The organism is Pseudomonas resinovorans NBRC 106553 (genome assembly GCF_000412695.1).
Taxonomy (GTDB): Bacteria; Pseudomonadota; Gammaproteobacteria; order Pseudomonadales; family Pseudomonadaceae; genus Metapseudomonas; species Metapseudomonas resinovorans_A.
Window position 1 is genome coordinate 5,554,067 of the sequence record NC_021499.1, and the last position, 25,460, is coordinate 5,579,526.

The following is a 25,460-nucleotide window of genomic DNA, read 5'->3' on the forward strand; positions in this document are numbered from 1 at the left end:
ATTGCAGCGCTGGATCAGGCCGCGGCGGGCTGCGGCTCCAGGGACTCGCGGCGGCTGCGCACGAACTGCGGCAGCAGCGAGCCCAGCAGCATACCCAGTGCACTGAACAGCAGGCCGGCCAGCTGCGGCGGCCAGAAGTCGGTGTCAACGTAGGAGGCTTCCAGGTAGATCCACGAGGCCAGGCCGAGACCGATGGCCAGCAGGGCGCCCTGGGTGGTGGCGCGCTTCCAGAACAGGCCGGCGAACAGCGGCACCACGGCGGCTACCAGGGTCACCTTGTAGGCGTTGCCGACCATCTCGTAGATGCTCGCGTCCGAGTACAGGGCGAACACCGACGTGGCGACGGTCATGGCGACCACGCTCAGGCGCATGGCCAGCAGGAACTGACGGTCGTTCATGTCGGGAATGAAGCGCTTGAGCACGTTCTCGGTGAAGGTCACCGACGGTGCCAGCAGGGTGCCGGAGGCGGTGGACATGATCGCCGAGAGCAGCGCGCCGAAGAACATGATCTGGGCGAACAGCGGGGTGCGCTCCATGATCAGGTGCGGCAGGATCATCTGCGAGTCCTCCGCCAGCCACTTCTGCACCATGGCCGGGTCGATCAGCGACGCGGCGTAGGTCAGGAAGATCGGCAGCATGCAGAAGGACAGGTAGAACACGGCACCGGTCATGGAGGCGCGGGCGGCAATGTTCTCGGTCTTGGCCGACATCACGCGGGCATACACGTCCTGCTGCGGGATGGAGCCGAACATCATGGTCACCGCGGCGCCGATGAAGGCGACTATGTCCTTCGTCTCGAAGCTGTGCATGAAGCTGAACTTGCCTTCGCTGGCGGCATGGCTGATCACCACGTCGGCACCACCGGCCATGTCGCCGATCAGCCAGGTCAGGTACAGCAGGCCGGCGACGATGATGATCATCTGCATGAAGTCGGTCAGGGCCACGGACCACATGCCGCCGAACAGGGTGTAGAGCAGCACGATGCCGGTGCCGATCAGCATGCCCTGGGTGGTGGTGATGGAGCCGTCGGAGAGCACGTTGAACACCACGCCGAGCGCGGTCAGCTGTGCGGCCACCCAGCCCAGGTACGAGCCGATGATCACCAGGCTGGTGATCAGCTCGACGTTCGGGCCGAAGCGCTTCTTGAAGAAGTCACCGATGGTCAGCAGGTTCATGCGATACAGCGGACGGGCGAACACCAGGCCCACCAGCATCAGGCAGCCGAAGGAGCCGAACGGGTCTTCGATGATCCCGGCGAAGCCTTCTTCGATGAATGTGGCGGGAATGCCCAGCACGGCTTCGGAGCCGAACCAGGTGGCGAACACCATTGCCGCGACAAGGGGGAAGGACATGCTGCGGCCACCAGCCGCGAAATCCTTGGAGTTTTTCACACGGGTGGAAGCGTAGAAACCGACCCCAACAGTGACCAGCAGGTAGACCGCAACAAACCAGATCAGCATTTGTTCTTGTTCCAGAGGCATGCCCGTCGAAAGCACGGCGACCCAGCACAGGCGCCTCGACTGACGGAGTTTTTGTTATTGACTCGGGGCCCGACGCAGCGCACGACAGGCGGGTACCACGGGGGAGGCAGTCTGCCAAAGACGTAAAATATGTCAAACGATTACGAGCATGATGAGCAAAAAAATCGACAAAATGCCTAGAGCAAGCTGATCACGCTATCCAGTCAATCCATTGATTTAAAAGGCTCGCATCGATCAAAACGCGACTCATCAGTTCTTTATTTTTTACATGAACCGTTGATTATGAAAGACAGCATGCTTGCATTCGCCGACGCGCCAGGGTGACTGCTAGCATCCAGCCGTCATCACGGAGCCGACCGACATGCATGCACTCGACCAGCGGCAGGCCGAAGCCTACCTACGCCACCTGAACTGCCCCGCACCGCGCCAGCCCGACCTCGCCGGCCTCGACCAACTGATCGCCGCCCACCAGCGCCGGGTCGCCTTCGAGAACGTCGACGTGCTGCTCGACCGGCCCATCCCGATCGACGCCGAATCGGTGTTCGCCAAGGTGGTGGGACGCGGGCGCGGCGGCTACTGCTATGAGCTGAACAACCTCTTCGCCCGCCTGCTGCTCGCCCTGGACTATCGGGTGGAACTGCTGGGCGGCCGGGTGCGCTGGGGCCTGCCCCTGGATGCGCCGCAAACCATGATTTCCCACCTGATGCTGCGCGTGCTGCTGCCCGAAGGCCCATACCTGGCGGACGTCGGCTTCGGCTCCGCCACGCCCTGGCGCGCCGTGCCGCTGGACGGCAAGCCGGTGGCCGACCTGCCCTACCGCCTGAGCCCCCAGGACGATGGAACGGGCGAGGTGCAACTGGAGACCTTCCGCGCCGAAACCGGCTGGGCGGTCTGTTATCGATTCGGCCCCGAGGTCCACGCCTTCGTCGATTGCATCCCGCGCAACTGGTACACCTCGGCCCACCCCGACAGCGGCTTTCGCAAGATGCTGATGACCGCCCGCAGCGAAGGCGAATGGCGCCTGACCCTGGCCAACGGCGTGTTCAACAAGCGCCACCGGGACGGCCGGTTGGAAACCCGCAAGATCGAAGACGCCGCCGAGCTGGTGTCGGTGCTGCGCAACGACTTCCTGCTGGACCTGCAGGGCGATGAAATCGAACCGCTGCGCCAGCGCCTGGCGGGCCTGCTCGGCGGCTAACCGGGTAGGGTGGATGACGCCCTTTTCATCCACCATTGGCGCCGGGCCAGACTCCGAATGGTGGACCGGTGAAACGTGGTCCACCCTTGGTTGGAGCTACCTCCGGAGGACATGCCGATGTCCACCACCGACTCACTGGATGCCCTGCACGAACAGGGCTTCATCCTGCTACCCGGTGTGCTCGACGCCAGCGCCGTCGCCGTGCTGCGCCAACTGATCGACCAGCTCCAGCCGCTGCACTGGGATTACCTGGGCCTGGTGGACGACCACTTCAAATGCGTGTTCAACCGGGACCCGGCCTGGTTGCGCTACCTGGACCCGCCGGGTCTGATCGAACTGGCCGAGGCCGCCCTGGGGGCGGACTGCCACCTGATCGGCATGACCGCCTGGCGCTGCCATCCGGGCTTCATCGGCGCCGAGCTGCACCTGGACCACCTGGCCATGGAACTGCCGGAGAGCCTGCTGGCCGACCCGGCCTTCATCCTGCCCATGCAGATCCTCACTGCCCACCTGTACCTGGACGACATAGACAGCGCGCTCTGCCCCACCCAGGTCATCCCCGGTAGCCACCGCGCCGGGCGCCGGCCCGCGTCTGGCGAAACCAGCTGGCACGGCCGCAGCGCCGAGCCGGTGCTGTGCAAGGCGGGTGACGCCCTGGTGTTTCGCAGCGAGCTCTGGCATGCCGGCAGCCGCAACCGCAGCGCCACCCGCAGCCGCTACCTGCTGCAGCTGCACTACGGCCGGCGCATGGTGGCGCAGAAGTTCTCGCCCTACCTGGCGTTCCGCTTCAACCCCGAGGTGCTGGCCGCCTGTACCCCGCGCCAACGTCGCCTGCTGGGCGAGCACCAGGCCGCCGAATACGACTGATGCCGAAAAACCGAGCAAGCGCTTCCAGCCCAATCACTATGGGCCATCCAGGTACTTATCCCGAACATATCCACAGAGCGGCCCACAGATTTTGTGGGCATTGGCGCACCGGGCCCAGCCTGTCTGGGTCGCACCCTCCCGGCGCCGGATGGGGCTACGGAGTGCGTCCGGTGCAACCGTTACCAATACGGCCCAAGGGCCTGTACAAAAACCGAACAACAGGCTGAAAACCAGGCACAACAAGGCGCGCAGGCAGTCATCCCAAAGATATCCACAACTTGCCCCACAGAATCCGGGGGTATCCCGGCGCCATCAGAAACTTAGGCCTAAGCGGGGTTGCACCCCAACGGGCAAAAACCGAGCAACCGCTCGCGCACCAACAAGCACGCGCCTTGGCGGCATCTATCCCGAAGATATCCACAGCGCCTTCCACAGAAATTGTGGGCACAGCCCCACGGGCCTGTTCTTTACTCAACACAGGCCCCACCAGCAGGACGCCCACCATGCGCACCCGCCAGTTCGCCCCGCTGCTCTTCGCCTTGGCGCTGCTGGGCGGCTGCGCGGTGTTCACCTCCCGCGACCCCGTGCGGGTGGACCTGGCCAGCCTGGAGCCGCTCCCTGGCGAAGGCCTGGAGGTGCGTTTCAAGGTCCGGCTGCGGGTACAGAACCCCAACGCGGGCCCCATCCACTTCAACGGCGTATCACTGGAGCTGGACCTCAACGACCTGCCCCTGGCCAGCGGCGTCAGCGACCAGAGCGGCACACTGGCGGGCTTCAGCGAAAGGCTGATCGAGGTGCCGGTGACCCTCTCGGCCTTCTCGGTACTGCGCCAGACCTGGAACCTCGCTGACGGCTACCCGGTGCAGAGCGTGCCCTATGCCATGCGCGGCAAGCTCGGTGGCGGCCTCTGGGGCAGCCGGCACTTCAGCGACGCCGGCCTGCTGAGCATTCCCTAGCCCATGGACACGCCCTGAAACCGACAGGGCCTGTAGGCAGTCATCCCGGGAAATCGTCCGAACGGCCAAAGACCGGGCAAAACCTTATATAATCTACGGTTTTTCGTGACACTGACGTCGAGGTACCAAACCGTGAGCGCACTGCCGCCCTGCCCCAAATGCAACTCCGAATTCACCTACGAAGACGGTGCCCTGCTGATCTGCCCCGAGTGCGCCCACGAGTGGTCGGCTGAGGCCGGCAGCGACGCCAGCGGCGATGACAAGGTGATCAAGGACTCGGTGGGCAATGTCCTGCAGGACGGCGACACCATCACCGTGATCAAGGACCTCAAGGTCAAGGGCTCGTCGCTGGTGGTGAAGGTCGGCACCAAGGTGAAGAACATCCGCCTGGTGGACGGCGACCACGACATCGACTGCAAGATCGACGGCATCGGCGCCATGAAGCTGAAGTCGGAGTTCGTGCGCAAGGTATAAGCCAGCGCGATGAAAAAGCCCGGCGAATGCCGGGCTTTTTTGTGGGCCATCGGTGCACCTTTCGTAGGTTGGTGCAGAGCGAAGCGAAGCCCAACAAAGCGCCCCAGATGCCACTCAAGACTCCTGCAACACCCGCAACGCCGCCGCGGCCAGGAAGCCCGAACGGCTCTTCTGCTCCGGGTGGCTGCGCACGTACTCATCGATGCGATTGAGCAGGTAGCCCGGCAGGGTGATGTTCAGCTTCTCCGCCTTGCCCATGTAGCGGGTCACGTCGATCTCCACCAGGGCCCAGGTGCAGCCGGTGTATTCGGGATTCGCCGCATGGAAGGTCACCTTCCTCGCCACCGGAATCGGCGCACCCTCCTCCGCCAGCAACTCCAGATGCCCCTCGATGGCCTCGCGCGCCATGGCCATCGCATCGTCCAGATCATCTCCGGCCGAGAAGCAGCCCGGCAAGTCTGGCACCTCCACGCCCCAGGCATGCCCATCGTCGCCGGGGAGAATCGCTATCGGGTAGAGCATGGTGAAACCTCCGGGAAGATGCAGCGGGCTCATTTGAGCCCTGCCTGTTTGAGGATGCTGGCCGCCGTCCTGGGCAGCAGGTCTTTCTTCGGATGGGGAATCGTCACCAGGCCCGGCTTGCTCGGGTGCTTGAAGTGGTGATGACTGCCCCTGACCCTGACCAGAAACCATCCATCGGCCTCGATCAGCTCCATGAGTTGTCGACTGTTCACGTCCGGTCCTTGGCGTGGATTTGGTGGTTATAGTAACCACCAATTGGCAAAGTGCAATTCAAACAGCTGATTGGTTGGCGCTGGTTGGTGAGTTGGCGCTATGGTCAAACAATCCCTTCCCCAAGGACGAACCATGGCTCTCAAACCGCAAGCCCCGCGCCAGCAGAAGCACCTCGCCGTCCTGATCGATGCCGACAACGCGCCGGCCTCCATCCTCGAAGGCCTGTTCGAGGAAATCGCCAAGTACGGCGTGGCCAGCGTAAAGCGCATCTATGGCGACTGGACCGGCCCGCAGCTGGGCAGTTGGAAGAAGGTGCTGCTGGACCACTCCATCCAGCCGATCCAGCAGTTCGCCTACACCAAGGGCAAGAACGCCACCGACAGCGCGCTGATCATCGACGCCATGGACCTGCTCTACACCCGGCGCTTCGATGGCTTCTGCCTGGTCTCCAGCGATAGCGACTTCACCCGCCTGGCCGCGCGCCTGCGTGAAGAAGGCCTGAGCGTCTATGGCTTCGGCGAAGAGAAGACGCCCAAGCCCTTCGTGGTCGCCTGCGACAAGTTCATCTATACCGAGATCCTCCGCGAAGGCGCTGCCGAGCCCACCGCTGGCGGCAACGACAAGGCCCAGCCGGAACCGGCCGACGCCCCACCCCGCGCCGCCAAGCCCAAGGCGCAGAAGGTGCCGGTGGAGCTAATCGCGAAGCTCATCGACGACCTCTCGGACGACGACGGCTGGATCCAGCTCGGCGTCCTCGGCCAGAACATCACCAAGCTGCGTCCGGAGTTCGACGCGCGCCTGTACGGCTTCCGCAAGCTCAGCGACCTGATCAAGGGCCAGAGCAAGCGCTTCGAGTTGCAGAGCCGTGGCGGCAGCGCCAGCGGCGGCGAATCCCTCTACGTGCGCAATCGCAAAGGCGGCAAGTAGCACGGTTGTAGGATGTGGTTGAGCGAAGCGATACCCATCACTCTATAAGCCTCAGGAAACTTCCCAAACCGCTCCCGGCCCCTTGTCCCCTCCCCTACCCCTCCCTAACGTGCCCCCGTCGCGGTCAATCCCGCGACCGGGTTTGACGACCTGAGCAAGCGGCGCGATAGCGCCTACGGGGCATACGGGAAACGGCGGACGTTTCTGGTAGGCACCGGCTCGCATGCAGTTTCTTACGCTGCATCATCTAATGGCGGATCGCGTGGGGAGACCTCGCGGTCTGCCGGCTCCGTTTGCCCGGTTCGTCAACCCCACGCGATTCGCCACCCTTCGATTGACGACGTGGGGTGGCGATAAACCCGCAAACGGAGAAACGCCATGCACGACGCATACATCCCCACCTTCTTCATCCGCCATGACCGCCCCCTGCGCGGGGTGATGATCGATAACCAGCCCTGGTTCTCCGCCTACGACTTCGCCCGCCTGTTGGGCCTGCACCATCCCCAGTCCCTGCACCGCCGCCTCAAGCCCTTCGAGTCCCGCCACATCCGCCTGCGCTACACCACCGGCAGCGAGGAATGCGTCGACGTGATCAACGAGGCCGGCCTCTACAAAGCGCTGATCCGCTTCGGCCACCCCGAATGCCAGCAACTGGAGGAATGGCTCACCCGCCAAGTGATCCCCACCCTGCGCGACCGCCATGCCGACGGCGACTTCCACCCGCGCCGGGTGATGCTCAGCTGGCAGTCGCAACGGTTGGTGATGCTGGAGTGGCAGGGGGAATTGTGGATGCCTTGGGAGGAGGTGCCGAGATATCGGGATGCGTGAAAGGCGATGGGTATCGCGGAGCTCAACCCATCCTACGAACCACCTCCGTAGGATGGGTTGAGCGCAGCGATACCCATCAATCACTCAATCCATGGCAAGGAAGCCATCGATGACAAACTACCGCCGCGACCACACCCCAGGTGCCACCTGGTTCTTCACCCTCAATCTGGCCGACCGCAGGAGCCGCTTGCTCACCGAGCGAATCGACCTGCTCCGAGCCGGATTCCGTTACTGCATGAAGCGTTACCCCTGGCGCATCGATGCCATCGTGATACTCCCCGACCACCTGCATGCCCTGTGGACACTGCCACCTGGAGATGCCGACTACGCCCTGCGCTGGCGGCTGATCAAGACCTGGTTCTCGCGCAATCTGCCCATCGACGAGGGCGTGACGGAAAGTCGATCGGGCAAGGGTGAGCGCGGCATCTGGCAACGCCGCTTCTGGGAGCATCGCATCCGGGACGAAACAGACTTCGAAAGGCATGCGGATTACATCCACCACAACCCGCGCAAGCACGGGTATGTGCAGCGGGTGGCGGATTGGCCGTGGTCGTCGTTTCACCGGTATGTGAAGGCGGGGATTTTGCCGATGGATTGGGCGGGGAGCGGGGATGAGATAGATGTGCGGGCGGGAGAACGCTGATGGGTATCGCGGAGCTCAACCCATCCTACGGCTCTACCCTTTCGGACCGGTCGCCAAACATACAGAAACACCGCCTTCGCCCTGGCCTTGCTGCGCCCCCTTAGACTGGTGGCCCAGCCAACAAAGGAGTCGAGGCATGGAAAGACAGAGCATCAATCCTCCATCGGTCTTCAATACCCTGCAGTACGGATTCAGTCAGGCGGTGGTCTGTGAAGGGGGGCGACTGGTTCACCTTTCAGGGCAGGTCGGTGTGGATGCCCAGGAGCGTCTCGCAGGCCCGGACCTGGCCAGCCAAACACGTGCGGCATTGGAGAATATCGGACTGCTTCTTGCGGAAGTCGGCGGCAACCTGAGTGATGTGATCATGCTGCGCATCTATCTGGTCGATACGGCCAAGCATGATCAGATGCCGATCGTGGAGGCGCTCAAGACCTTCTTCCCCCACAGTCCGCCCGCCTCCTCCTGGGTAGTAGTCAGCGCCTTATCGGAGCCCGAATGGCTGATCGAGATCGAGGCCCAAGCGGTGATTCAGCGCACCTGAATAAACAGGCTCCTAAAGAAAAGCCCGGCATAAGCCGGGCTTTTTCATTCAACGCATCACTCAGCCGTTGCTGGGGAACGCGAACTGCGCCGCCTCGTGGCTGGCGCGCTGCGGCCAGCGCTGGGTGATGGCCTTGCGGCGGGTGTAGAAGCGCACGCCGTCCGGGCCGTAGGCGTGCAGGTCGCCGAACAGGGAGCGCTTCCAGCCGCCGAAGCTGTGGTAGCTCACCGGTACCGGCAGCGGCACGTTGACGCCGACCATGCCCACTTCGATTTCGTCGCAGAACAGGCGGGCGGCTTCGCCGTCGCGGGTGAAGATGCAGGTGCCGTTGCCGTATTCGTGGTCGTTGATCAGCTGCATGGCGTCTTCCAGGCTGCCGACGCGGACGATGCACAGCACCGGGCCGAAGATCTCTTCCTGGTAGATGCGCATGTCGGCCTTGACGTTGTCGAACAGGGTGCCGCCAACGAAGTAGCCGTCTTCATGGCCGGCCACGCGGTAGCCGCGGCCGTCCACCACCAGCTTGGCGCCAGCGGCCACGCCGTCGTCGATGTAGCCGACCACCTTGTCGCGGGCGGCGGCGGTGACCAGCGGGCCCATGTCGAGGCCGCAGTTGGTGCCGGCGCCGATCTTCAGGCCCTTGATCTGCGGGACAATCTTGTCCACCAGGGCGTCGGCGATCTGGTCGCCCACGCACACGGCCACGGAGATGGCCATGCAGCGCTCGCCGCAGGAACCGTAGGCGGCGCCCATCAGCGCGCTCACGGCGTTGTCCAGGTCGGCGTCGGGCATCAGTACGGCGTGGTTCTTGGCGCCGCCCAGGGCCTGCACGCGCTTGCCGCGCTTGGTGCCTTCGGAATAGATGTACTCGGCGATCGGGGTCGAGCCGACGAAGCTGATGGCTTTGACTTCCGGGGCTTCGATCAGCGCGTCTACCGCCTCTTTGTCACCGTGCACCACGTTCAGCACGCCCTTGGGCAGGCCGGCTTCGTGCAGCAGCTGGGCGATGAACAGGGTGGAGCTCGGGTCGCGCTCGGAGGGCTTGAGGATGAAGCAGTTGCCGCAGGCGATGGCCAGCGGGTACATCCACAGGGGCACCATGGCCGGGAAGTTGAACGGGGTGATGCCGGCGACCACGCCCAGCGGCTGGAAGTCGCTCCAGGCGTCGATGTTCGGGCCGACGTTGCGGGTGTATTCGCCCTTGAGGATTTCCGGGGCGGCGCTGGCGTACTCGACGTTTTCGATGCCGCGCTTGAGCTCGCCGGCGGCGTCTTCGATGGTCTTGCCGTGTTCTTCGCTGATCAGCTTGGAGATGACGGCTTCGTTGGCTTCCAGCAGTTGCTTGAAGCGGAACATCACCTGGGCGCGCTTGGCCGGCGGGGTGTTGCGCCAGGCCGGGAAGGCGGCCTTGGCCGAGTCGATGGCCTGCTGCACGGTGGCGCGGCTGGCCAGGGCGACCTTGCGGGTGGATTCGCCGGTGGCGGGGTTGAAGACGTCGGCGGTGCGGCCTTCGCCGGCAACGAGCTCACCGTGGATCAGGTGCTGGATGGTGCTCATGGTCATCTCTCTTGTAGGGCTTTGTCTTTGCGGCGCCGGACAGACCGAGGGGCGGGAGCTGCCCTCACCCCGGCCCTCTCCCGGAGGGAGAGGGGGTCGTCCGTGCGTTACTTGATTTCGGTTTCCACGAAGACCACTTCGTGGTCGCTGGCGTTGATCACGTTGTGCTCGACGCCGGCCTTGCGGAAGTAGCTCTGGCCGGCCACCAGGGGGGCGTGCTTGTCGCCCTCCGGGGTTTCCAGCAGCAGGGTGCCATTGGTCATGGGCACCACCACGTAGTCGTAGCCATGGCGGTGGCGGCCGGTCTCGGCACCGGGGGCGAAGCGCCACTCGGTGACGATGACCTCGGCGTTGTCCACCTGCACGGTCGGGACCGCCTGCGGGCGCTGGCTCATCAATTCACGCCCTGCAGGGCCTGGCCGACGGCGTCGAACAGGCGGTCGAGTTCTTCCGGCTTGGCGTTGAAGGTCGGGCCGAACTGCAGGGTGTCGCCGCCGAAGCGGACGTAGAAGCCGGCCTTCCACAGGGCCATGCCGGCCTCGAACGGACGCACGATGGCGTCGCCGTCACGGGGGGCGATCTGCAGGGCGCCGGCCAGGCCGCAGTTGCGGATGTCGACAACGTGCTTGGCGCCTTTCAGGCCGTGGATGGCCTTTTCGAAGTGCGGGGCCAGTTCGGCCGATTGCTGCACCAGGTTTTCCTTCTCCAGCAGGTCCAGGGCGGCGAGGCCCGCGGCGCAGGCCACCGGGTGGGCGGAGTACGTGTAGCCGTGGGTGAACTCGACGGCGTACTCGGGCGTCGCCTGGTTCATGAAGGTCTGGTAGATCTCGCGGCTGGCGATCACCGCGCCCATGGGGATGGCGCCGTTGGTGATCTGCTTGGCCACGTTCATCAGGTCCGGGGTCACGCCGAAGTACTCGGCGCCGGTCATGGTGCCCATGCGGCCGAAGGCGGTGATCACTTCGTCGAAGATCAGCAGGATGTTGTTGGCGTCGCAGATTTCACGCAGGCGCTGCAGGTAGCCCACCGGCGGCACCAGCACGCCGGCGGAGCCGGACATGGGCTCGACGATCACGGCGGCGATGTTGGAGGCGTCGTGCAGTTCGATCAGTTTCAGCAGCTCGTTGGCCAGCTCCACGCCGCCGGTTTCCGCTGCGCCCTTGGTGAAGGCCAGGCCCGGTTGCAGGGTGTGGGGCAGGTGGTCGACGTCCATCAGTTGGCCGAACATCTTGCGGTTGCCGCCGATGCCGCCCAGGGCGGTGCCGGCCACGTTCACGCCGTGGTAGCCACGGGCACGGCCGATCAGCTTGGTCTTGCTCGGCTGGCCTTTCAGGCGCCAGTAGGCGCGGGCCATCTTGATGGCGGTGTCGGCGCACTCGGAGCCGGAACCGGTGAAGAACACATGGTTCAGCTCGCCGGGGGTCAGGTTGGCGATCTTCTCGGCCAGCTGGAAGGACAGCGGGTGGCCGTACTGGAAGCCCGGGGAGTAGTCGAGGGTGCCGAGCTGCTTGGCCACGGCTTCCTGGATTTCCTTGCGCGAGTGACCGGCGCCGCAGGTCCACAGACCGGAGAGGCTGTCGTAGATGCGACGGCCCTGGTCATCGATCAGCCAGCTGCCTTCAGCGGCCACGATCAGGCGCGGGTCGCGCTGGAAATTGCGGTTGGCGGAGAAGGGCATCCAGTGGGCATCGAGCTTGAGCTGGCTGGCCAGGGGAAGCTGTGCGGTCTGCGGCATGTTCATGAGTGGCCTCGGGTGGGGTCTTGTTCTGAGGTTCGAAAAGCAACTTGATGCCGACATTGCCATGGGCATAAAGTCACGAAAATCCAACTTTTCAAATCTTTAGGTTAGAGGCCACTAAACCATGAGCAGCCGTCGCCCCGAGCCGCTGGCACAGGTCAGCGATTTCGATATCCGCTTGCTGCGCATCTTCCGCAGCGTGGTGGAGTGCGGCGGCTTCTCCGCCGCCGAGAGCGTGCTGGGCATCGGCCGCTCGGCCATCAGCCAGCAGATGAGCGACCTCGAGCAGCGCCTCGGCCTGCGCCTGTGCCAGCGCGGCCGCGCCGGCTTCGCCCTGACCGAGGAAGGTCGCGAGGTGTACCAGTCGTCCATGCAGCTGCTGGCGTCGCTGGAAACCTTCCGCACCGAGGTCAATGGCCTGCACCAGCACCTGCGCGGCGAGCTGAACATCGGCCTCACCGACAACCTGGTGACCCTGCCCCACATGCGCATCACCAACGCCCTGGCGCGCCTGAAGGAACGCGGGCCGGACGTGCAGATCAACATCCGCATGACGCCGCCCAGCGAGGTGGAGCAAGGCGTGCTCGACGGCCGCCTGCACGTTGGCGTGGTGCCGCAGACCGCCGCCCTCTCGGGTCTTGAGTACCAGCCGCTGTATGACGAGCGCTCGCTGCTGTACTGCGCCGTGGGGCATCCACTGTTCTACGCCGACGACGCCCAGCTCAGCGATCCGCGCCTGAACGAACAGGAGGCCATCGCCCCCACCTTCCGCCTGCCGGCCGACATCCAGGCCCATTACCAGGCGCTGCACTGCACGGCCAGCGCCTCGGACCGCGAAGGCATGGCCTTCCTCATTCTCACCGGCCGCTACATCGGCTACCTGCCGGATCACTACGCCACCTTCTGGGTGCAGCAGGGCCGGTTGCGGGCGCTGAAACCGGCAAGCCGCTTCTACGACCTCTCCCTGGCCACGGTGACCCGCAAGGGGCGTCGGCCGCACCTGGTGCTGGAGAGCTTCCTGGAGGCGCTGGCGGCGACCAGTTGACGGGGTGACTGTAGGTTGGGCCAAGCGCAGCGCGGCCCAACCTGGGCTGGCGAGGCGGGGATGTTGGGCTTCGCATCGCTCAGCCACAACCTACGACCCGCGCACCGAAATCCCGCGAAAAACCTGACCGCCGCTACAGTTTCGGCTTGTCCCACGGGCCATCCTGGGTTATCAGTGCAGACGCCCATTTCCCCGTCAGAATCTGGAAACCCATGACATCACTGGTGCCCGCCCACAGCCCGACCCCAGCCGCGAAACCCGCTGGCCGCATTCGTCAGAAGAACGAAGAGCTGATCCTTGCCGCCGCCGAGGAAGAGTTCGCCCGCCACGGCTTCAAAGGCACCAGCATGAACACCATCGCGCTGCGCGCGGACCTGCCCAAGGCCAACCTGCACTACTACTTCAGCAACAAGCTGGGGCTGTACATCGCCGTGCTGAGCAACCACCTGGAGCTCTGGGACAGTACCTTCAACACCCTCACGGCCGAGGACGACCCGGCCGAGGCCCTGGCCCGCTACATCCGCGCCAAGATGGAGTTCTCCCGCCGCCACCCGCTGGCCTCGAAGATCTTCGCCATGGAGATCATCAGCGGGGGCAGCTGCCTGGAGGCCCACTTCGATCAGGACTACCGCGCCTGGTTCAAGGGCCGCGCGGCGGTGTTCGAAGCCTGGATCGCCGCCGGCAAGATGGACCCGGTGGACCCGGTGAACCTGATCTTCCTGCTCTGGGGCAGCACCCAGCACTACGCCGACTTCGGCACCCAGATCTGCCGCGTCACCGGCCGCAAGCGCCTGACCAAGGACGACTTCGAAGCGGCCACGCAGAACCTCATCCAGATCATCCTCAAGGGCTGCGGCCTGACGCCGCCCGCGAACGCCTGATGCCTTACACGCTGTCCGCTCCCGCCGAATACCGCGAGGAGATCAAGAAGAGCCGCTTCATCGCCCATGCCGCCCAGGTGGCCAGTGTCGAGGAAGCCCAGGCCTTCATCGCACGCCTGTCCGAGCCCGCCGCCTCCCACAATTGCTGGGCCTGGAAGCTGGGCAACCAGTACCGTTTCAGCGACGACGGCGAACCCGGCGGCACCGCCGGCCGGCCGATCCTGGCCGCCATCGAGGGCCAGGACTGCGACCAGGTGGCGGTGCTGGTCATCCGCTACTACGGCGGCATCCAGCTCGGCACCGGCGGCCTGGCCCGCGCCTACGGTGGCAGCGCGGCGAAATGCCTGCAGCACGGCGCGCGCGTGGAGCTGGTGGCGCGCAGCCGCATCAGCTGCCACCCCGGGTTCGCCGAACTGCCCCTGCTCAAGGCCCGCCTCGGCGAGTTCGACGCGCTGCTGGAAAGCGAGCGCTTCGATGGCGAAGGAGCAGAGCTGGTACTGGCCCTGCCCGAAGGCCGGATCGCCGACCTGGAACGGCTGCTGCGGGACATCAGCCGGGGGCGGCTGGCACTCAAGCGGTTGTAGAGGTCGGGCTTCATTCGCTCCCACAAGGATCAGCAACCCACCCACATTTTCTGTGGAGCTCGCTGTGGATAACTCGTGGGCTTTTCGCTGGAACCCTTCAGCAGCGCGGCTTAGCGAGAACTGTTCGCTTTTTGCCCAGCCCAGGACTCATTCCCCGCCCCAAAGCTAAGCAACTGATTTCCGGTGCATTCCGTCATGCACCAAGGTCGCGCAACGGACTACCGCCACGGGCCGTCTTGTCCACCCCGGCCGGGGAAAAGACTGTGGATAAGCTTGGGAATATCCGCTGCGGGCCAGGGCGGCCGGCACTTGCGGCAAGCTGATCAATAAATAACCAGAAGTCTGATCCACCCTGCACCGGCAACGGGCGCCCCTGGCGAATGAATTCGGCCCGGCAAGGGTTAAACTTGCCGGCAACCTTGCCTGATAACGAGAACCCACCATGTACGACTGGCTCAACGCCCTGCCCAAGGCTGAACTTCACTTGCACCTGGAAGGCTCCCTGGAGCCCGAGCTGCTGTTCGCCCTGGCTGAACGCAACAAGGTCGCCCTGCCCTGGAACGACGTGGAGGCCCTGCGCCGCGCTTACGCCTTCAACAACCTGCAGGAGTTTCTCGATCTCTACTACGCCGGCGCCGATGTGCTGCGCACCGAGCAGGACTTCTACGACCTGACCTGGGCCTACCTCGAACGCTGCAAGGCGCAGAACGTGATCCACACCGAGCCCTTCTTCGACCCGCAAACCCACACCGACCGGGGCGTGCCCTTCGAGGTGGTGCTGGCCGGCATCCGCCAGGCCCTGGAGGATGGCCGCGAGCAGCTGGGCATCAGCTCCGGGCTGATCCTCAGTTTCCTGCGCCACCTCTCCGAGGACGAAGCGCAGAAGACCCTTGACCAGGCCCTGCCCTTCCGCGACGCGTTCATCGCCGTGGGCCTGGACAGTTCCGAGAAAGGCCATCCGCCACGCAAGTTCCAGCGGGTGTTCGACCGGGCGCGCGCCGAGGGCTTCCTCACCGTCGCCCATGCCGGTGAAGAAGGCCCGCCGGAGTACATCTGGGAGGCCCTCGACCTGCTGAAGATCGAGCGGATCGACCACGGTGTGCGCGCCATCGAGGACGAGCGCCTGATGCAACGCATCATCGACGAGCAGATCCCGCTCACCGTCTGCCCGCTGTCCAACATCAAGCTCTGCGTGTTCGACCACATGCGCCAGCACAACATCCTCGAGATGCTCGAGCGCGGCGTGAAGGTGACGGTGAACTCGGACGACCCGGCCTACTTCGGCGGCTACGTCACAGAGAACTTCGCGGCCCTGCACGAGCACCTGGGCATGACCGAAGACCAGGCCAGGCGCCTGGCGCAGAACAGCCTGGATGCCCGTCTGGTGAAATGACGTACAACCGCCGGTGCGCGCATAACGCTTTTCGTAGGTTGGCGTAGAGCGAAGCGAAACCCAACGATTGGGGCGCGAGTCCGCTTGTTGGGTTTCGCTCCGCTCGCGGAACGCCGCCCGACCCAACCTACACAGGCAGGTGTGCGTGGCGGTTATACGGTAGGCGCGGTACGCGGCGTGAGCAGCCGCAGCAGGCCATTCAGCAGTACCCCGTACAGCGGCACGAACAGCAGCAGGCTGATGGTGAGCTTCACGCCGTAGTCCACCGTGGCGATTTCCACCCAGTTGGCCGCCATGAAGGGGTCGTCGCTGCGCCAGAAGGCCACCGAGAAGAAGGCGAAGGTGTCCAGCAGGTTGCCGAAGATGGTCGCGGCGGTTGGCGCGACCCACCAGGCCTTCAGCCGACGCAGGCGATCGAACACCTGGATGTCCAGCACCTGGCCCAGCACGTAGGCGAGGAAGCTCGCCAGGGAAATCCGCGCGACGAACAGGTTGAATTCGCCCAGTGCCGCGAAGCCCTGGAAGCTCGCTGCCTGGAACAGCACGGAGACCACATAGGACGCCAGCAGCGCCGGCAGCATGACCCGGGCGATGACCCGGCGCGCGGCCGCCTTGCCCATCAGGCGTACGGTCAGGTCGGTGGCCAGGAAGATGAAGGGAAAGCTGAACGCGCCCCAGGTGGTGTGCCAGCCGAACAGGGTGATAGGCAACTGCACCAGGTAGTTGCTGGCAATGATGATGAAGATGTGGAAGGCGATCAGGCCGGTCAGCGCGGGGCGCCAGACCGTTTGCAGTGCAGCGGGCATGGTGATTTTCATCCTTTTTGCCGATGGGGTGAGGGAACCCATGTCGCGGCCACCTGGCCAACGACGGCGCGCATTCTATCCTGACCCGTGCGTCAGGAAAAGCCGGTTGGTCGGCAAGCGCGAACCACCCTACGGGCTACGATTTGCGAAATCTGGAGGGACGCACCTGCGCCCCGGTCAACTCCGCTCGATGGGTTTCGCTTCGCTCGCGGAACGCCGCCCGACCCATCCTACAAGGCTATGGCTCCCGCACCTTGCGTCGTCCGGTCACCATGGACCAGGGCAGGTTCTCGCGCATGCGCACGCTTTCCACCAGGGCGGCGAAGATATGCAGGCAGGCCAGCCAGAACAGGCTATCGGCCATGAATACGTGGATGTCCCGGGGCAGGTCCTCGCCCCAGAAGTAGTCGACTTCCTCCATCAGGTAGCCGGTGACGCCCAGGCCGAACATCAGCAGGAGCATGAGGATCATCACCAGCCCACCCAGGGGCGAGTGCCCCATGCGGTGATGGTGGCCGCCGCTGAGCAGCGCCTTGGCGTGGGCCCACAGGCGCGCCGGGTGCGGCCAGAAGTCCGACCAGCGCGCCGATGGGGGACCGATGAAGCCCCAGACCAGGCGCACCAGCACCACCGCCACGGCGTAATAGCCGAGCCAGCGGTGCCAGCCGTCACCCGCCTCGTTGAGCCAGTAGTCGCTGATGAAGGCGATCACCAGGGACCAGTGGCAGATACGTATTACCGGGTCCCAGAGGCGGACGGTCGGGGCGCTCACTCGTCAGTCCTCGATTTCCTGTTTCACCACCGTGCCGTCCACCGGGTTGAAGTAGATCTCGACCTTGCGCTTGTCCTTGTCCCAGCCATAGATCTCGTAGCAGTTGCCGGCGGTCACCTTGAACTTCTTGATGTCGTAACCCTGGGCCTTGAGGTTTTCCTGGAACTTGGCCTGGTCCTGCCATGTGGCCTTGTCGGCAGTGGTGCATTCGGTCTTGGCGAAGGTCAGCGGACTGACCAGGGCCAGGGAGATAAGTAGCAGCTTGCGCATGGTGTAGACCTCGAGTGATTGGGGCCGAGGGCAATGCATCGCTTTCTCATTGCCATGTCGTTGGAGACTAGGCCAGGCCTTGGCGGCTGTCATATGCCGGCCCGCTCGTCTCAGCGATGTTCGACAGCGAATTGACCCCGACCTGCGTGCTTGGCCCGGTAGCAAGCTGTATCAGCCTGTTTCAGGAGTTCCGCCGGCTGGGCGTTGCCGCTGTGGATGCAGGTGAGGCCGGCGCTGGCGCCGACCCGCAATTCCTGCCCCTCCCAGGTCAGCGCCAGGCCCTGGATCTGCTCGATCAGCCGCGCCGCCAGTTGCTCGGCGCGGGGCAAGGGGCAGCTGCGCAGGATCAGCGCGAACTCGTCGCCGCCCAGGCGCGCCAGTTGGTCGCCACTGCGTACCTGGGCCTGCATCAGGCGGCCGAGCTGGCGCAACAGCTCATCGCCGGCGGCATGCCCGGCGCTGTCGTTGACCTGCTTGAAGCGGTCCAGGTCGATGAAACAGAGCACGCTGTGGCTGTCGTTCTGCAGCACCTCGCGGCAGCTTTCCACGAGGGCATCCTCGAAGGCCCAGCGGTTCAGCAGGCCGGTCAGGGCATCGTGGGTCGCGGCATAGCGCAGGTGCTTCTGCATGGCCCGCGCCTCGCTGACATCGGTGAGCACCAGCACACAGCCCAGCAGCGCGCCTTCGCCACAACGCATGGGGGCCGCCTGGCCGCGCAGGGCGATGGTGCCGCCGGCCGGATGGCGCAGCGAGGCCAGGCCCTGGAGGCTGGCGGCGCTGCCCTGCTCCAGGCAGTCGCGCACCGGGTTGGTCACCAGTCGGCCGTCTTCGCCTTCCAGCAGCAGCACCTGTTCGATGGGCAGCCCCTGGGCTTCGTCGCTGCGCCAGCCGCTCAAGCGTTCGGCCACCGGATTGAGGAAGCTGACCCGGCCCTCCAGATCGGTGGTGATGACGCCGTCGCCAATGGCATCGAGGGTCACCTGCAACCGCTCACGCTCGTCGCGCAGGCGCTCGGCCAACTGGCGCAACTCGCTGACGTCCCAGTTGGTGCCGACCATGCGCAGCGGACGGCCGTCGCCATCGCACACCAGCCGCGCGTGGCCCTTGAGCACCCGCTGGCCGCCGTCGGCACGCAGGATGCGGAACTCGATGTCCAGGTGCTGGCTGCCCTCCCGCGCCGCCAGCACTTCACGCTCGGCGCGGGCGGCGTCGTCCGGGTGCAGGTGCGTACGCCAGTCGGCGTAGGACAGCTCGTCGCCCGCGCTGCGGCCGTAGAGGCGGTACATGCCCTCGTCCCAGAGCAGCCGGTCGCTCGCCAGGTCCCATTCCCAGACGCCGACCCCGCTGGCTTCGGTGGCCACCGAGTAGCGCTGCGCCAGCTCGGCCTCGCGTTCCTCGGCACGCTTGCGGCGGTCGATGTCTTCTACCTGGGAAATGAAGTAGAGCGGCTCGCCGTCGTGGTCACGCACCAGGGATACCGCCAGCAAACCCCAGATCTCCCGCCCGCTGCGGTGCAGGTAGCGCTTTTCCAGGCGGTAGCTGTGGCGCCGGCCGGCGAGGATTTCCCGCACCAGCTCCAGGTCGCCGGCCAAGTCGTCGGGATGGGTCAGGTCCTGGAAACTCAGGGTGATGAGTTCGTCCTCGCTGTAGCCGAGCATGTCGCAGAGGGCGTGGTTGACCCGCTGCAAACGACCATCCAGGCCCACCAGGGCCATGCCGATGGCCGAGTGGTCCATGGCATCGCGAAAGCGGGTTTCGCTGGCAACCAGCTCGTGGCGGCGCTTGCGCAATTGCTCCACGGCCGAGGCCAGCTGCAGGGCCGGCAGGAGGGACAGCAGCAGCGGCAGGTAGACCAGCAGTTCGCGCCAGCCCTTGTCCATGGGCGGGGAATCCAGATGCCCCAGGGCGATGATCAGCCCGCCGCTCAGCGAGGCCAAGGCCACCAGCAGCGCGGTGCCGGCAAAGCTCAGGCGTACCGCGGCGATCATCAGCGGCAGCGACACATAGACGAAGGGGAATGGCAGCCACAGCAGGGAAATGGGCGTGCCCAGCAGCACCAGGCCGACATACAGCAGCAGCTCGCGGCGGCGACGCTCGCCAAACAGTTCCCACCAGCCGTGCTGGCGCAGCCAGACCGCCAGGGGCAGTACCGAAACGGCGCCGAGCATGGCGCCCTCCACCCAGTACATCCAGCCGCGCTCGAAGGAGTCCAGCCCCTGCCAGGCCAGGATGCTCGCCCCGAGGCAAGCCCCCGCCAGCGGCGGCAACAGGGCGCCGAAGACGATGAACTGGAGGAAGGCGCCGGGGCTTTCGTTCATGCGCAGCGCGGCGCCACTGACCCTCAGCAGGGAAGCGGCGAGAATGATCTCCAGCAAGTTCGGCGGGATGAAGCCGGCGGCCAGCACCAGGTTGCCGTCGAAGGCCAGGTTGGCCAGCAGGTCGGCGAGCATCGCCGCCACCAGCAAGGGTGTCCAGCGACGCAGCGGCTGGTCCCAGAGCAGGGCCACGGTGAGGGCGTTGGCGTACCAGAGGGTGGCGATGCTGCCCGGCTGACGTGACAACCAGACGGCCCCCAGGGCCAACAGCAGGTAGCCGAAGAACATCAGCAGCAGGGTCGGCAGGAAGGTGCCGGGCTCGCGGATGCGTGGCATCAACCCGACCTCCCACGGCATGCGCCGGGCGTGCGTCCGGCAGGATTCAGACAAGTCGACGGCAACTCAGCCACGGGGTTCTCCACGCAGGCCAGGGCTAATCCAGACGATAGCGGAATTCCAGGATCAGACGTCGACTTGGCGGCGAGGGGCACTTACCCCCAGGGGGCGTCCACCAGCAGCGCGGCACAACGCGCCTGGACGAACTCGCGCAGCAACCGCACCGGTTTGCTCAGTTGGGCGCGGTGGGGGCAGATCAGGTTCAGCGGCGTGGGCTGGCCGCGATACTGCGTCAGGGCCAGCTCCAGACGCCCGGCACGTACGTCACCGGCCACGTCGAGCCAGGACTTGTAGGTCAGCCCTTGCCCGGCCACGGCCCAGCGCCGCACCACATCGGCGTCGTCGCAGGCGCGGTCGCCGGACACGGCAACCACCTGCTCGCGGCGGCCCTCGCTGAAGCTCCAGCGGTCATGGATGCGCCCACCCAACTGGTAGAGCAGGCAGTTGTGACCGGCCAGGTCCTCGGGCTGGCGTGGCCGTCCGTGCCGCGCGAAGTACTCGGGCGAGGCGCAGAGCACCCGGCGGTTGTCGGCGGCCAGGGGCAACGCCACCAGGCTGGAGTCCTCCGGCTCGCCGTAGCGAATGGCGATATCCACCGACTGGCGGAACAGGTCGGCGACCCGGTCGCTGAGATGCAGGCGCAAGCCGAGCCTGGGGTGCTCGGCCTGGAAGGCATCCAGCCAGGGCAGCAGCACGTTGCGGCCGAAGTCAGAGGGTGCCGACAGCTGCAGCAGCCCGGCGATGTCCTCACGGCCGCCAGCCAGCTGGCGCTGGCCCTGGGCCAGGCTCTCCAGGGCGGCGCGCGCATGGGCGAGGAACTGCTCGCCGTCGGGTGTCAGGCGCAGGCTGCGGGTGGACCGTGCGAACAGACGGGCGTCGAGTTGCTGCTCCAGTCGCTTCAGGGCGGCGCTGGCCACGGCTGGCGAGACGTCCAGCTTGCGGGCGGCGGCCGAGAGGCTACCGTGGTCAGCGGTGCTGACGAACAGGGCGAGGTCGTCGAGGCGCAGCATTTTCAAAATTCCTTTGAAAGACTGTCGCTTTCTAGCCGATTTTTCTTGCCAGCGAAATAACCGACCATGCGCCCCATCAAGCCCTCAGCCGGAGAACCCCGATGAAAGCCGTCGCCTACTTCCACAACCTGCCCATCGACAATCCCGACTCCCTGCAGGACATCCTGCTGCCGGAACCGCAGCCGGGTCCCCGCGACCTGCTGGTGGAAGTCCGCGCCATCTCGGTCAACCCGGTGGACACCAAGGTCCGTCGCAACGCCGCGCCCGAAGCCGGCCAACCCAAGGTGCTGGGCTGGGACGTGGCCGGTGTGGTCAAGGCCGTGGGCAGCGAGGTGACCCTGTTCCAGCCGGGTGACCGGGTGTTCTACGCCGGCGACCTGACCCGCCCGGGCGGCAACGCCGAACTCCACCGGGTGGACGAGCGCATCGTCGGGCACATGCCGAACAGCCTGGACTTCGCCCAGGCCGCCGCGCTGCCGCTGACCTCCATCACCGCCTGGGAGCTGCTCTTCGAGCGCCTGCAAATCGCCGAAGGCAAGGCCGATCTGGGCCAGAGCCTGCTGGTGGTGGGTGCCGCCGGCGGTGTGGGGTCGATCCTGGTGCAGCTGGCCCGCCAGCTCACCGGCCTGACCGTGATCGGCACCGCCTCCCGCCCGGAAACCCAGGCCTGGGTCCGCGAGCTGGGCGCCCATCATGTGCTGGACCACAGCAAGCCGCTGGCCGAGGAACTGCGCCGCGCGGGTCTCACCCAGGTCACCCACGTGGCCAGCCTGACCCAGACCGACCAGCACCTGGACCAGTTGGTGGAAGCCCTGGCACCCCAGGGCCGCCTCGGCCTGATCGACGACCCGGCAGCCCTGGACGTGGCCAAGCTCAAGCGCAAGAGCCTGTCGCTGCACTGGGAGTTCATGTACACCCGCTCGATGTTCCAGACCCCGGACATCCTCGAACAACACCGCCTGCTGGAGCGGGTCAGCCAGCTGATCGACGCCGGCACCCTGAAGACCACCGTCGGCGAGCACTTCGGAACCATCAACGCCGCCAACCTGCGCCGCGCCCACGCGCTGCTGGAAAGCGGCAAGGCCAAGGGCAAGATCGTGCTGGAAGGCTTTGCCTGATCTCTCCAGGTAGCCCGGATGCAATCCGGGGAATCGACCCGCCACGGTTCCCGGATTTCATCCGGGCTACGGCCGCGCTCGGGCTGTTCGCGAGAAGAGCTCGCTCCTACGGTTACTGACCAGCGAGCCGACGGGCAGGCGAACGGTTCGGTACGGGCGTGCGAAGCGGCTAGACTTTTTCCTGGTTTCGCCAGCGGCCGGCCGCGCCGCCTCGCTTTCCTTCGCCGGGGTCCGGGATGTACGCAACCCTTGCCCGGCCCGCCCTGCGCGCGGGCCTCTACCTGCTCTGCGCCGGCGCCTGGCTCCTGCTCTTGGGCACGGGGCTGGCGAGCGTGCTCGGCCTGCTCCTGCTCAGCGCCCTGCTGATTTTCTTCCTCGAACGCCGCCACCGCCTGGGTCGCGAACACCTGCGCCAGGGTTTGCGGCGCACCAGCCAGCAACTGGAACAGGCCCAGCGCGACGCCGCCCTGGGCAACTGGGAATACGACCGCACCTTCGCCTGGAGCCCCGGGGCCCGGCGCATCCTCGGCGACACCACGGAGGACGACCTGGAAGGCCTGCTCAACCGCTTTCACCCGGCGGACCGCGGCCACCTGCAACGCGGCCTGGAGGCATTGCTGCAGCAGGGCACGGACTTGGCGGTGAACGCCCGCCTCAACCTCCCCAGCAACCAGCAGACGGTATGGCTGGCCCTGCGCGGCGAAGCCCAGGACAACGGGCGAGCCTTCGGCACCCTGCAGGACATCAGCAGCCAGAAGCGTGACGAAGAGGCCCTGCGGGCCAGCGAGTTGCGCTTCCGCCAGTTGTTCGAGCAGACCCCACGCATCGCCGTGCAGGGCTACGACCGCCAGCGCCGGGTGATCTACTGGAATCACGCCAGCGAGCAGCTCTACGGCTATACGGTGGAGCAGGCCATGGGCCGGCGCCTGGAAGAGCTGATCATCCCTCCGGCCATGCGCGCCCAGGTGGTGGCGGACATCAACAACTGGATGATCGGCGGGCAGAGCCTGCCAGCCAGCGAGCTGACCCTGCAGCGCCGCGACGGCAGCCCGGTGACGGTGTTCTCCAGCCACCTGCTGCTGCGCAACCTGAACAACCAGTTGGAGCTCTACTGCGTGGACATCGATTTCAGCGCACTGAAGTACGCCCGCGACGCCTTGCGGCAAAGCGAGAATCGTTACCAGGAGTTACTCGACACCCTTGAAAAGCGCACCTCGCAGCCTCAGCCAGCGGGCCGCGAGCCGAGCTGAAACGGCGCGTTGCGACCATCAGTCGGCTGCTTGATCCAGGTCATTTTCTGTCATGTAGGCAGGTCTACACTGACTTTCCCCGCCACTCGATTGGGAGATGACTGAGGTGAAAATTCTCGTTCGTCCGACCGCCACCCCGCAGGGTGGCAGCTGGCAGGTTTGCCTGGACCAGCATGCGGTGAGTTTTCGCAGCGAGGCCGAAGCTCGCCGTTTCGTCAGCGTTCTGGAGGCCCGCCTCAAGGCACCTCACCAATTGCCGGAACTCTCTCGACAACAGGCGAGTTAGCCCAGAGGCGCCTGGCCGTTGTGGTCGAGGCGCCAGGTCAACAGCGCGCACGCGACTGCCCCCAGGCCGCACAAGCTGATGACCAGGGCTAGGGGCAAAGCGCTGCCGTCGTGCAGCGCCCCTACCAGGGCGGCGGCACCAGCCGCCACCGTAAATTGCAGACTGCCCATCAGCGCCGAGGCGCTACCTGCGTTCTGACCCTGACCGGCCATGGCGCAGGCCGAGGCGTTGGGCAGGATGCATCCGAGGCTGGCGATGCAGACGAACAGCGGCAGCATCAGCGGCCACAGCGCCTCGGTGCGCAGGCTGGATACCAGCAGCAACACCAGGGCGCACAGCAGATAGACCCAGATGAACCGCCGCATCCAGAACGCCGGGCCGCGACGTCGCACCAGCAGGGCGTTGATCTGCGCCACCAGGATGAAGCCCGCCGCATTGAGGCCGAACAGCCAGCCGTAGTGCTCCGCCGGCACGCCATACAACTGGATGAACACGAAGGGCGAACCGGCGATGTAGGCGAACATCCCGGCCATGGCCAGGCCGCCGGTCATGCCGTAGGCGAGGAACTGCCAGTCACCGAACAGCCGCCGGTATTGCCCCAGGGCGCCACGCAAGGGTGCCCGCGGGGTCACCTCGGACAGCGTCTCCGGCAGCCAGAACGCCACGCCCAGCAGCACCAGCACGCTGAACAGGGTCAGCCCCCAGAAGATCGATTGCCAGCCGAACAACCCCAGCAGCAGGCCGCCCCCCAACGGCGCGAGGATGGGTGCCAGGCCCATCACCAGCATCAGTTGTGAAAACGCCTTGGCCGAGCCGATCGGATCGCACAGGTCACGCACCACCGCCCGCGACACCACCATGCCGGCGCAGCCGCCGAGCGCCTGGATGAAGCGCGCCACGATCAGCCACTCGAGGCTGGGCGCCAGGGCGCAGGCAACCGAGGCCAGGGTGAAGATGGTCACGCCCACCAGCAATGGCGGGCGGCGGCCGAAGCGATCCGCCAGCGGGCCGTAGACCAGTTGGCCGAGCGCCAGGCCAACGAAGTAGGACGCCAGGGTCAGCTGCACATGCTCCACGTCCGTGGCGAAGGCCTCGGCCATGGCCGGGAAGCTCGGCAGGTAGAAGTCGATGGCCATGGGGCCGAAGGCGCTGAGAGCACCGAGAAGCAGGAGGATGCGGAAAGTCATGGTGGGCTGGCGCCGTCCCTTGCGGATCAGGCGCCAGATAGTAACAGGGGATGTCCGGCCGGAGCGGCTTTCCTGCGCCGAGGTGCCAATGTTCGTAGGCGCTGAACTCGCCATGCGGCAAATCGTAGCCCGGATGAAATCCGGGAGCGGCGGTCGGACTTCCCCCGGATTTCATCCGGGCTACCGACTGCTCGCGAGCCCG

The 25,460-nt window shown here is 65.7% G+C and carries 27 protein-coding genes; 15 read left to right on the forward strand and 12 right to left on the reverse strand.

The window, feature by feature from the left end; all coding sequences use genetic code 11:
• Positions 1–14: 14 nt before the first annotated feature.
• Positions 15–1,460, reverse strand: coding sequence for a high affinity choline transporter 1 (locus PCA10_RS24985; RefSeq protein ID WP_016494873.1), 1,446 nt, complete (start codon positions 1,458–1,460; stop codon positions 15–17).
• A 382-nt stretch (positions 1,461–1,842) separates the two neighbouring features.
• On the opposite strand from PCA10_RS24985, the gene PCA10_RS24990 reads away from it, so the two are divergent.
• The 4 genes from PCA10_RS24990 to PCA10_RS25005 all read left to right on the forward strand — a co-directional run bounded on the left by PCA10_RS24990 (position 1,843) and on the right by PCA10_RS25005 (position 4,976).
• Positions 1,843–2,679: an arylamine N-acetyltransferase family protein gene (locus PCA10_RS24990; protein ID WP_016494874.1), complete on the forward strand. Its 837-nt coding sequence runs from the start codon at positions 1,843–1,845 to the stop codon at positions 2,677–2,679.
• A gap of 117 nt (positions 2,680–2,796) precedes the next feature.
• Positions 2,797–3,546 (forward strand): phytanoyl-CoA dioxygenase family protein, encoded by a 750-nt coding sequence (locus PCA10_RS24995; protein WP_016494875.1) that lies wholly within the window; start codon positions 2,797–2,799, stop codon positions 3,544–3,546.
• 503 nt (positions 3,547–4,049) lie between these two features.
• Positions 4,050–4,502 carry an LEA/WHy family protein gene (locus PCA10_RS25000; protein WP_016494876.1) on the forward strand — a complete coding sequence of 151 codons (453 nt, stop codon included), beginning with the start codon at positions 4,050–4,052 and terminating at the stop codon, positions 4,500–4,502.
• Between the two features lie 132 nt (positions 4,503–4,634).
• A complete protein-coding gene (locus tag PCA10_RS25005; protein WP_016494877.1) occupies positions 4,635–4,976 on the forward strand; it encodes a zinc ribbon domain-containing protein YjdM in 342 nt (113 codons plus the stop codon).
• A 114-nt stretch (positions 4,977–5,090) separates the two neighbouring features.
• Here the strand turns inward: PCA10_RS25005 and PCA10_RS25010 are convergent, their stop codons facing one another.
• The gene (locus PCA10_RS25010; RefSeq protein WP_041770442.1) at positions 5,091–5,498 is read right to left on the reverse strand and encodes a type II toxin-antitoxin system HicB family antitoxin; all 408 of its coding nucleotides are present in this window, start codon (positions 5,496–5,498) and stop codon (positions 5,091–5,093) included.
• Between the two features lie 29 nt (positions 5,499–5,527).
• Positions 5,528–5,710, reverse strand: coding sequence for a type II toxin-antitoxin system HicA family toxin (locus PCA10_RS25015; RefSeq protein WP_016494879.1), 183 nt, complete (start codon positions 5,708–5,710; stop codon positions 5,528–5,530).
• A 133-nt stretch (positions 5,711–5,843) separates the two neighbouring features.
• On the opposite strand from PCA10_RS25015, the gene PCA10_RS25020 reads away from it, so the two are divergent.
• The 4 genes from PCA10_RS25020 (at position 5,844) to PCA10_RS25035 (ending at position 8,650) form a co-directional block, all read left to right on the forward strand.
• Complete coding sequence (locus PCA10_RS25020) at positions 5,844–6,638, forward strand: NYN domain-containing protein (protein WP_016494880.1); 795 nt, start codon at positions 5,844–5,846, stop codon at positions 6,636–6,638.
• Between the two features lie 378 nt (positions 6,639–7,016).
• The gene (locus tag PCA10_RS25025; RefSeq protein ID WP_016494881.1) at positions 7,017–7,466 is read left to right on the forward strand and encodes a BRO-N domain-containing protein; all 450 of its coding nucleotides are present in this window, start codon (positions 7,017–7,019) and stop codon (positions 7,464–7,466) included.
• 109 nt (positions 7,467–7,575) lie between these two features.
• On the forward strand, positions 7,576–8,109 hold the full coding sequence (locus PCA10_RS25030) for an REP-associated tyrosine transposase (RefSeq protein ID WP_016494882.1): 534 nt from the start codon (positions 7,576–7,578) through the stop codon (positions 8,107–8,109).
• Between the two features lie 136 nt (positions 8,110–8,245).
• Complete coding sequence (locus PCA10_RS25035; RefSeq protein ID WP_016494883.1) at positions 8,246–8,650, forward strand: RidA family protein; 405 nt, start codon at positions 8,246–8,248, stop codon at positions 8,648–8,650.
• 60 nt (positions 8,651–8,710) lie between these two features.
• On the opposite strand, the gene PCA10_RS25040 is transcribed toward PCA10_RS25035, so the two are convergent.
• From PCA10_RS25040 to aptA, 3 genes are all read right to left on the reverse strand, one after another.
• Positions 8,711–10,207, reverse strand: a complete 1,497-nt coding sequence (locus PCA10_RS25040; protein ID WP_016494884.1) for a CoA-acylating methylmalonate-semialdehyde dehydrogenase — start codon at positions 10,205–10,207, stop codon at positions 8,711–8,713.
• Between the two features lie 107 nt (positions 10,208–10,314).
• On the reverse strand, positions 10,315–10,602 hold the full coding sequence (locus PCA10_RS25045) for a cupin domain-containing protein (protein ID WP_016494885.1): 288 nt from the start codon (positions 10,600–10,602) through the stop codon (positions 10,315–10,317).
• Positions 10,602–11,948, reverse strand: coding sequence for an omega-aminotransferase AptA (gene aptA, locus PCA10_RS25050; protein ID WP_016494886.1), 1,347 nt, complete (start codon positions 11,946–11,948; stop codon positions 10,602–10,604). The genes PCA10_RS25045 and aptA overlap by 1 nt, the downstream gene beginning before the upstream one ends.
• Before the next feature lie 121 nt (positions 11,949–12,069).
• Here aptA and PCA10_RS25055 point away from each other — a divergent pair, with 121 nt between their 5' ends.
• From PCA10_RS25055 to PCA10_RS25070, 4 genes are all read left to right on the forward strand, one after another.
• Positions 12,070–12,990: a LysR family transcriptional regulator gene (locus PCA10_RS25055; protein WP_016494887.1), complete on the forward strand. Its 921-nt coding sequence runs from the start codon at positions 12,070–12,072 to the stop codon at positions 12,988–12,990.
• Between the two features lie 212 nt (positions 12,991–13,202).
• Positions 13,203–13,871: a TetR/AcrR family transcriptional regulator gene (locus PCA10_RS25060; protein WP_016494888.1), complete on the forward strand. Its 669-nt coding sequence runs from the start codon at positions 13,203–13,205 to the stop codon at positions 13,869–13,871.
• Positions 13,871–14,455: an IMPACT family protein gene (locus PCA10_RS25065; protein WP_016494889.1), complete on the forward strand. Its 585-nt coding sequence runs from the start codon at positions 13,871–13,873 to the stop codon at positions 14,453–14,455. The genes PCA10_RS25060 and PCA10_RS25065 overlap by 1 nt, the downstream gene beginning before the upstream one ends.
• A 442-nt stretch (positions 14,456–14,897) precedes the next feature.
• Positions 14,898–15,848: an adenosine deaminase gene (locus tag PCA10_RS25070; RefSeq protein WP_016494890.1), complete on the forward strand. Its 951-nt coding sequence runs from the start codon at positions 14,898–14,900 to the stop codon at positions 15,846–15,848.
• Positions 15,849–16,000: 152 nt separating this feature from the next.
• Here PCA10_RS25070 and PCA10_RS25075 read toward each other — a convergent pair whose 3' ends face one another.
• From PCA10_RS25075 to PCA10_RS25095, 5 genes are all read right to left on the reverse strand, one after another.
• Positions 16,001–16,654: a 7-cyano-7-deazaguanine/7-aminomethyl-7-deazaguanine transporter gene (locus tag PCA10_RS25075; RefSeq protein ID WP_016494891.1), complete on the reverse strand. Its 654-nt coding sequence runs from the start codon at positions 16,652–16,654 to the stop codon at positions 16,001–16,003.
• A 238-nt stretch (positions 16,655–16,892) separates the two neighbouring features.
• A complete protein-coding gene (locus tag PCA10_RS25080; protein WP_016494892.1) occupies positions 16,893–17,426 on the reverse strand; it encodes a cytochrome b/b6 domain-containing protein in 534 nt (177 codons plus the stop codon).
• Positions 17,427–17,429: 3 nt separating this feature from the next.
• The gene (locus tag PCA10_RS25085; RefSeq protein WP_041770443.1) at positions 17,430–17,696 is read right to left on the reverse strand and encodes a PepSY domain-containing protein; all 267 of its coding nucleotides are present in this window, start codon (positions 17,694–17,696) and stop codon (positions 17,430–17,432) included.
• A 110-nt stretch (positions 17,697–17,806) separates the two neighbouring features.
• Positions 17,807–20,347, reverse strand: a complete 2,541-nt coding sequence (locus PCA10_RS25090) for a PAS domain S-box protein (RefSeq protein ID WP_016494894.1) — start codon at positions 20,345–20,347, stop codon at positions 17,807–17,809.
• A 155-nt stretch (positions 20,348–20,502) separates the two neighbouring features.
• The gene (locus tag PCA10_RS25095; RefSeq protein ID WP_016494895.1) at positions 20,503–21,417 is read right to left on the reverse strand and encodes a LysR family transcriptional regulator; all 915 of its coding nucleotides are present in this window, start codon (positions 21,415–21,417) and stop codon (positions 20,503–20,505) included.
• A gap of 101 nt (positions 21,418–21,518) precedes the next feature.
• Here PCA10_RS25095 and PCA10_RS25100 point away from each other — a divergent pair, with 101 nt between their 5' ends.
• The 3 genes from PCA10_RS25100 (at position 21,519) to PCA10_RS29870 (ending at position 24,071) form a co-directional block, all read left to right on the forward strand.
• The gene (locus PCA10_RS25100) at positions 21,519–22,535 is read left to right on the forward strand and encodes a zinc-binding alcohol dehydrogenase family protein (protein ID WP_016494896.1); all 1,017 of its coding nucleotides are present in this window, start codon (positions 21,519–21,521) and stop codon (positions 22,533–22,535) included.
• Between the two features lie 236 nt (positions 22,536–22,771).
• Positions 22,772–23,785 (forward strand): PAS domain-containing protein, encoded by a 1,014-nt coding sequence (locus tag PCA10_RS25105; protein WP_016494897.1) that lies wholly within the window; start codon positions 22,772–22,774, stop codon positions 23,783–23,785.
• A gap of 106 nt (positions 23,786–23,891) precedes the next feature.
• Positions 23,892–24,071 (forward strand): hypothetical protein, encoded by a 180-nt coding sequence (locus tag PCA10_RS29870; RefSeq protein WP_081664068.1) that lies wholly within the window; start codon positions 23,892–23,894, stop codon positions 24,069–24,071.
• On the opposite strand, the gene PCA10_RS25110 is transcribed toward PCA10_RS29870, so the two are convergent.
• Entirely contained in the window at positions 24,068–25,258 is a 1,191-nt protein-coding gene (locus PCA10_RS25110; protein ID WP_016494898.1) for a Bcr/CflA family multidrug efflux MFS transporter, read from the reverse strand. The two genes, PCA10_RS29870 and PCA10_RS25110, sit on opposite strands and share 4 nt — an antisense overlap.
• Positions 25,259–25,460 lie beyond the last annotated feature (202 nt).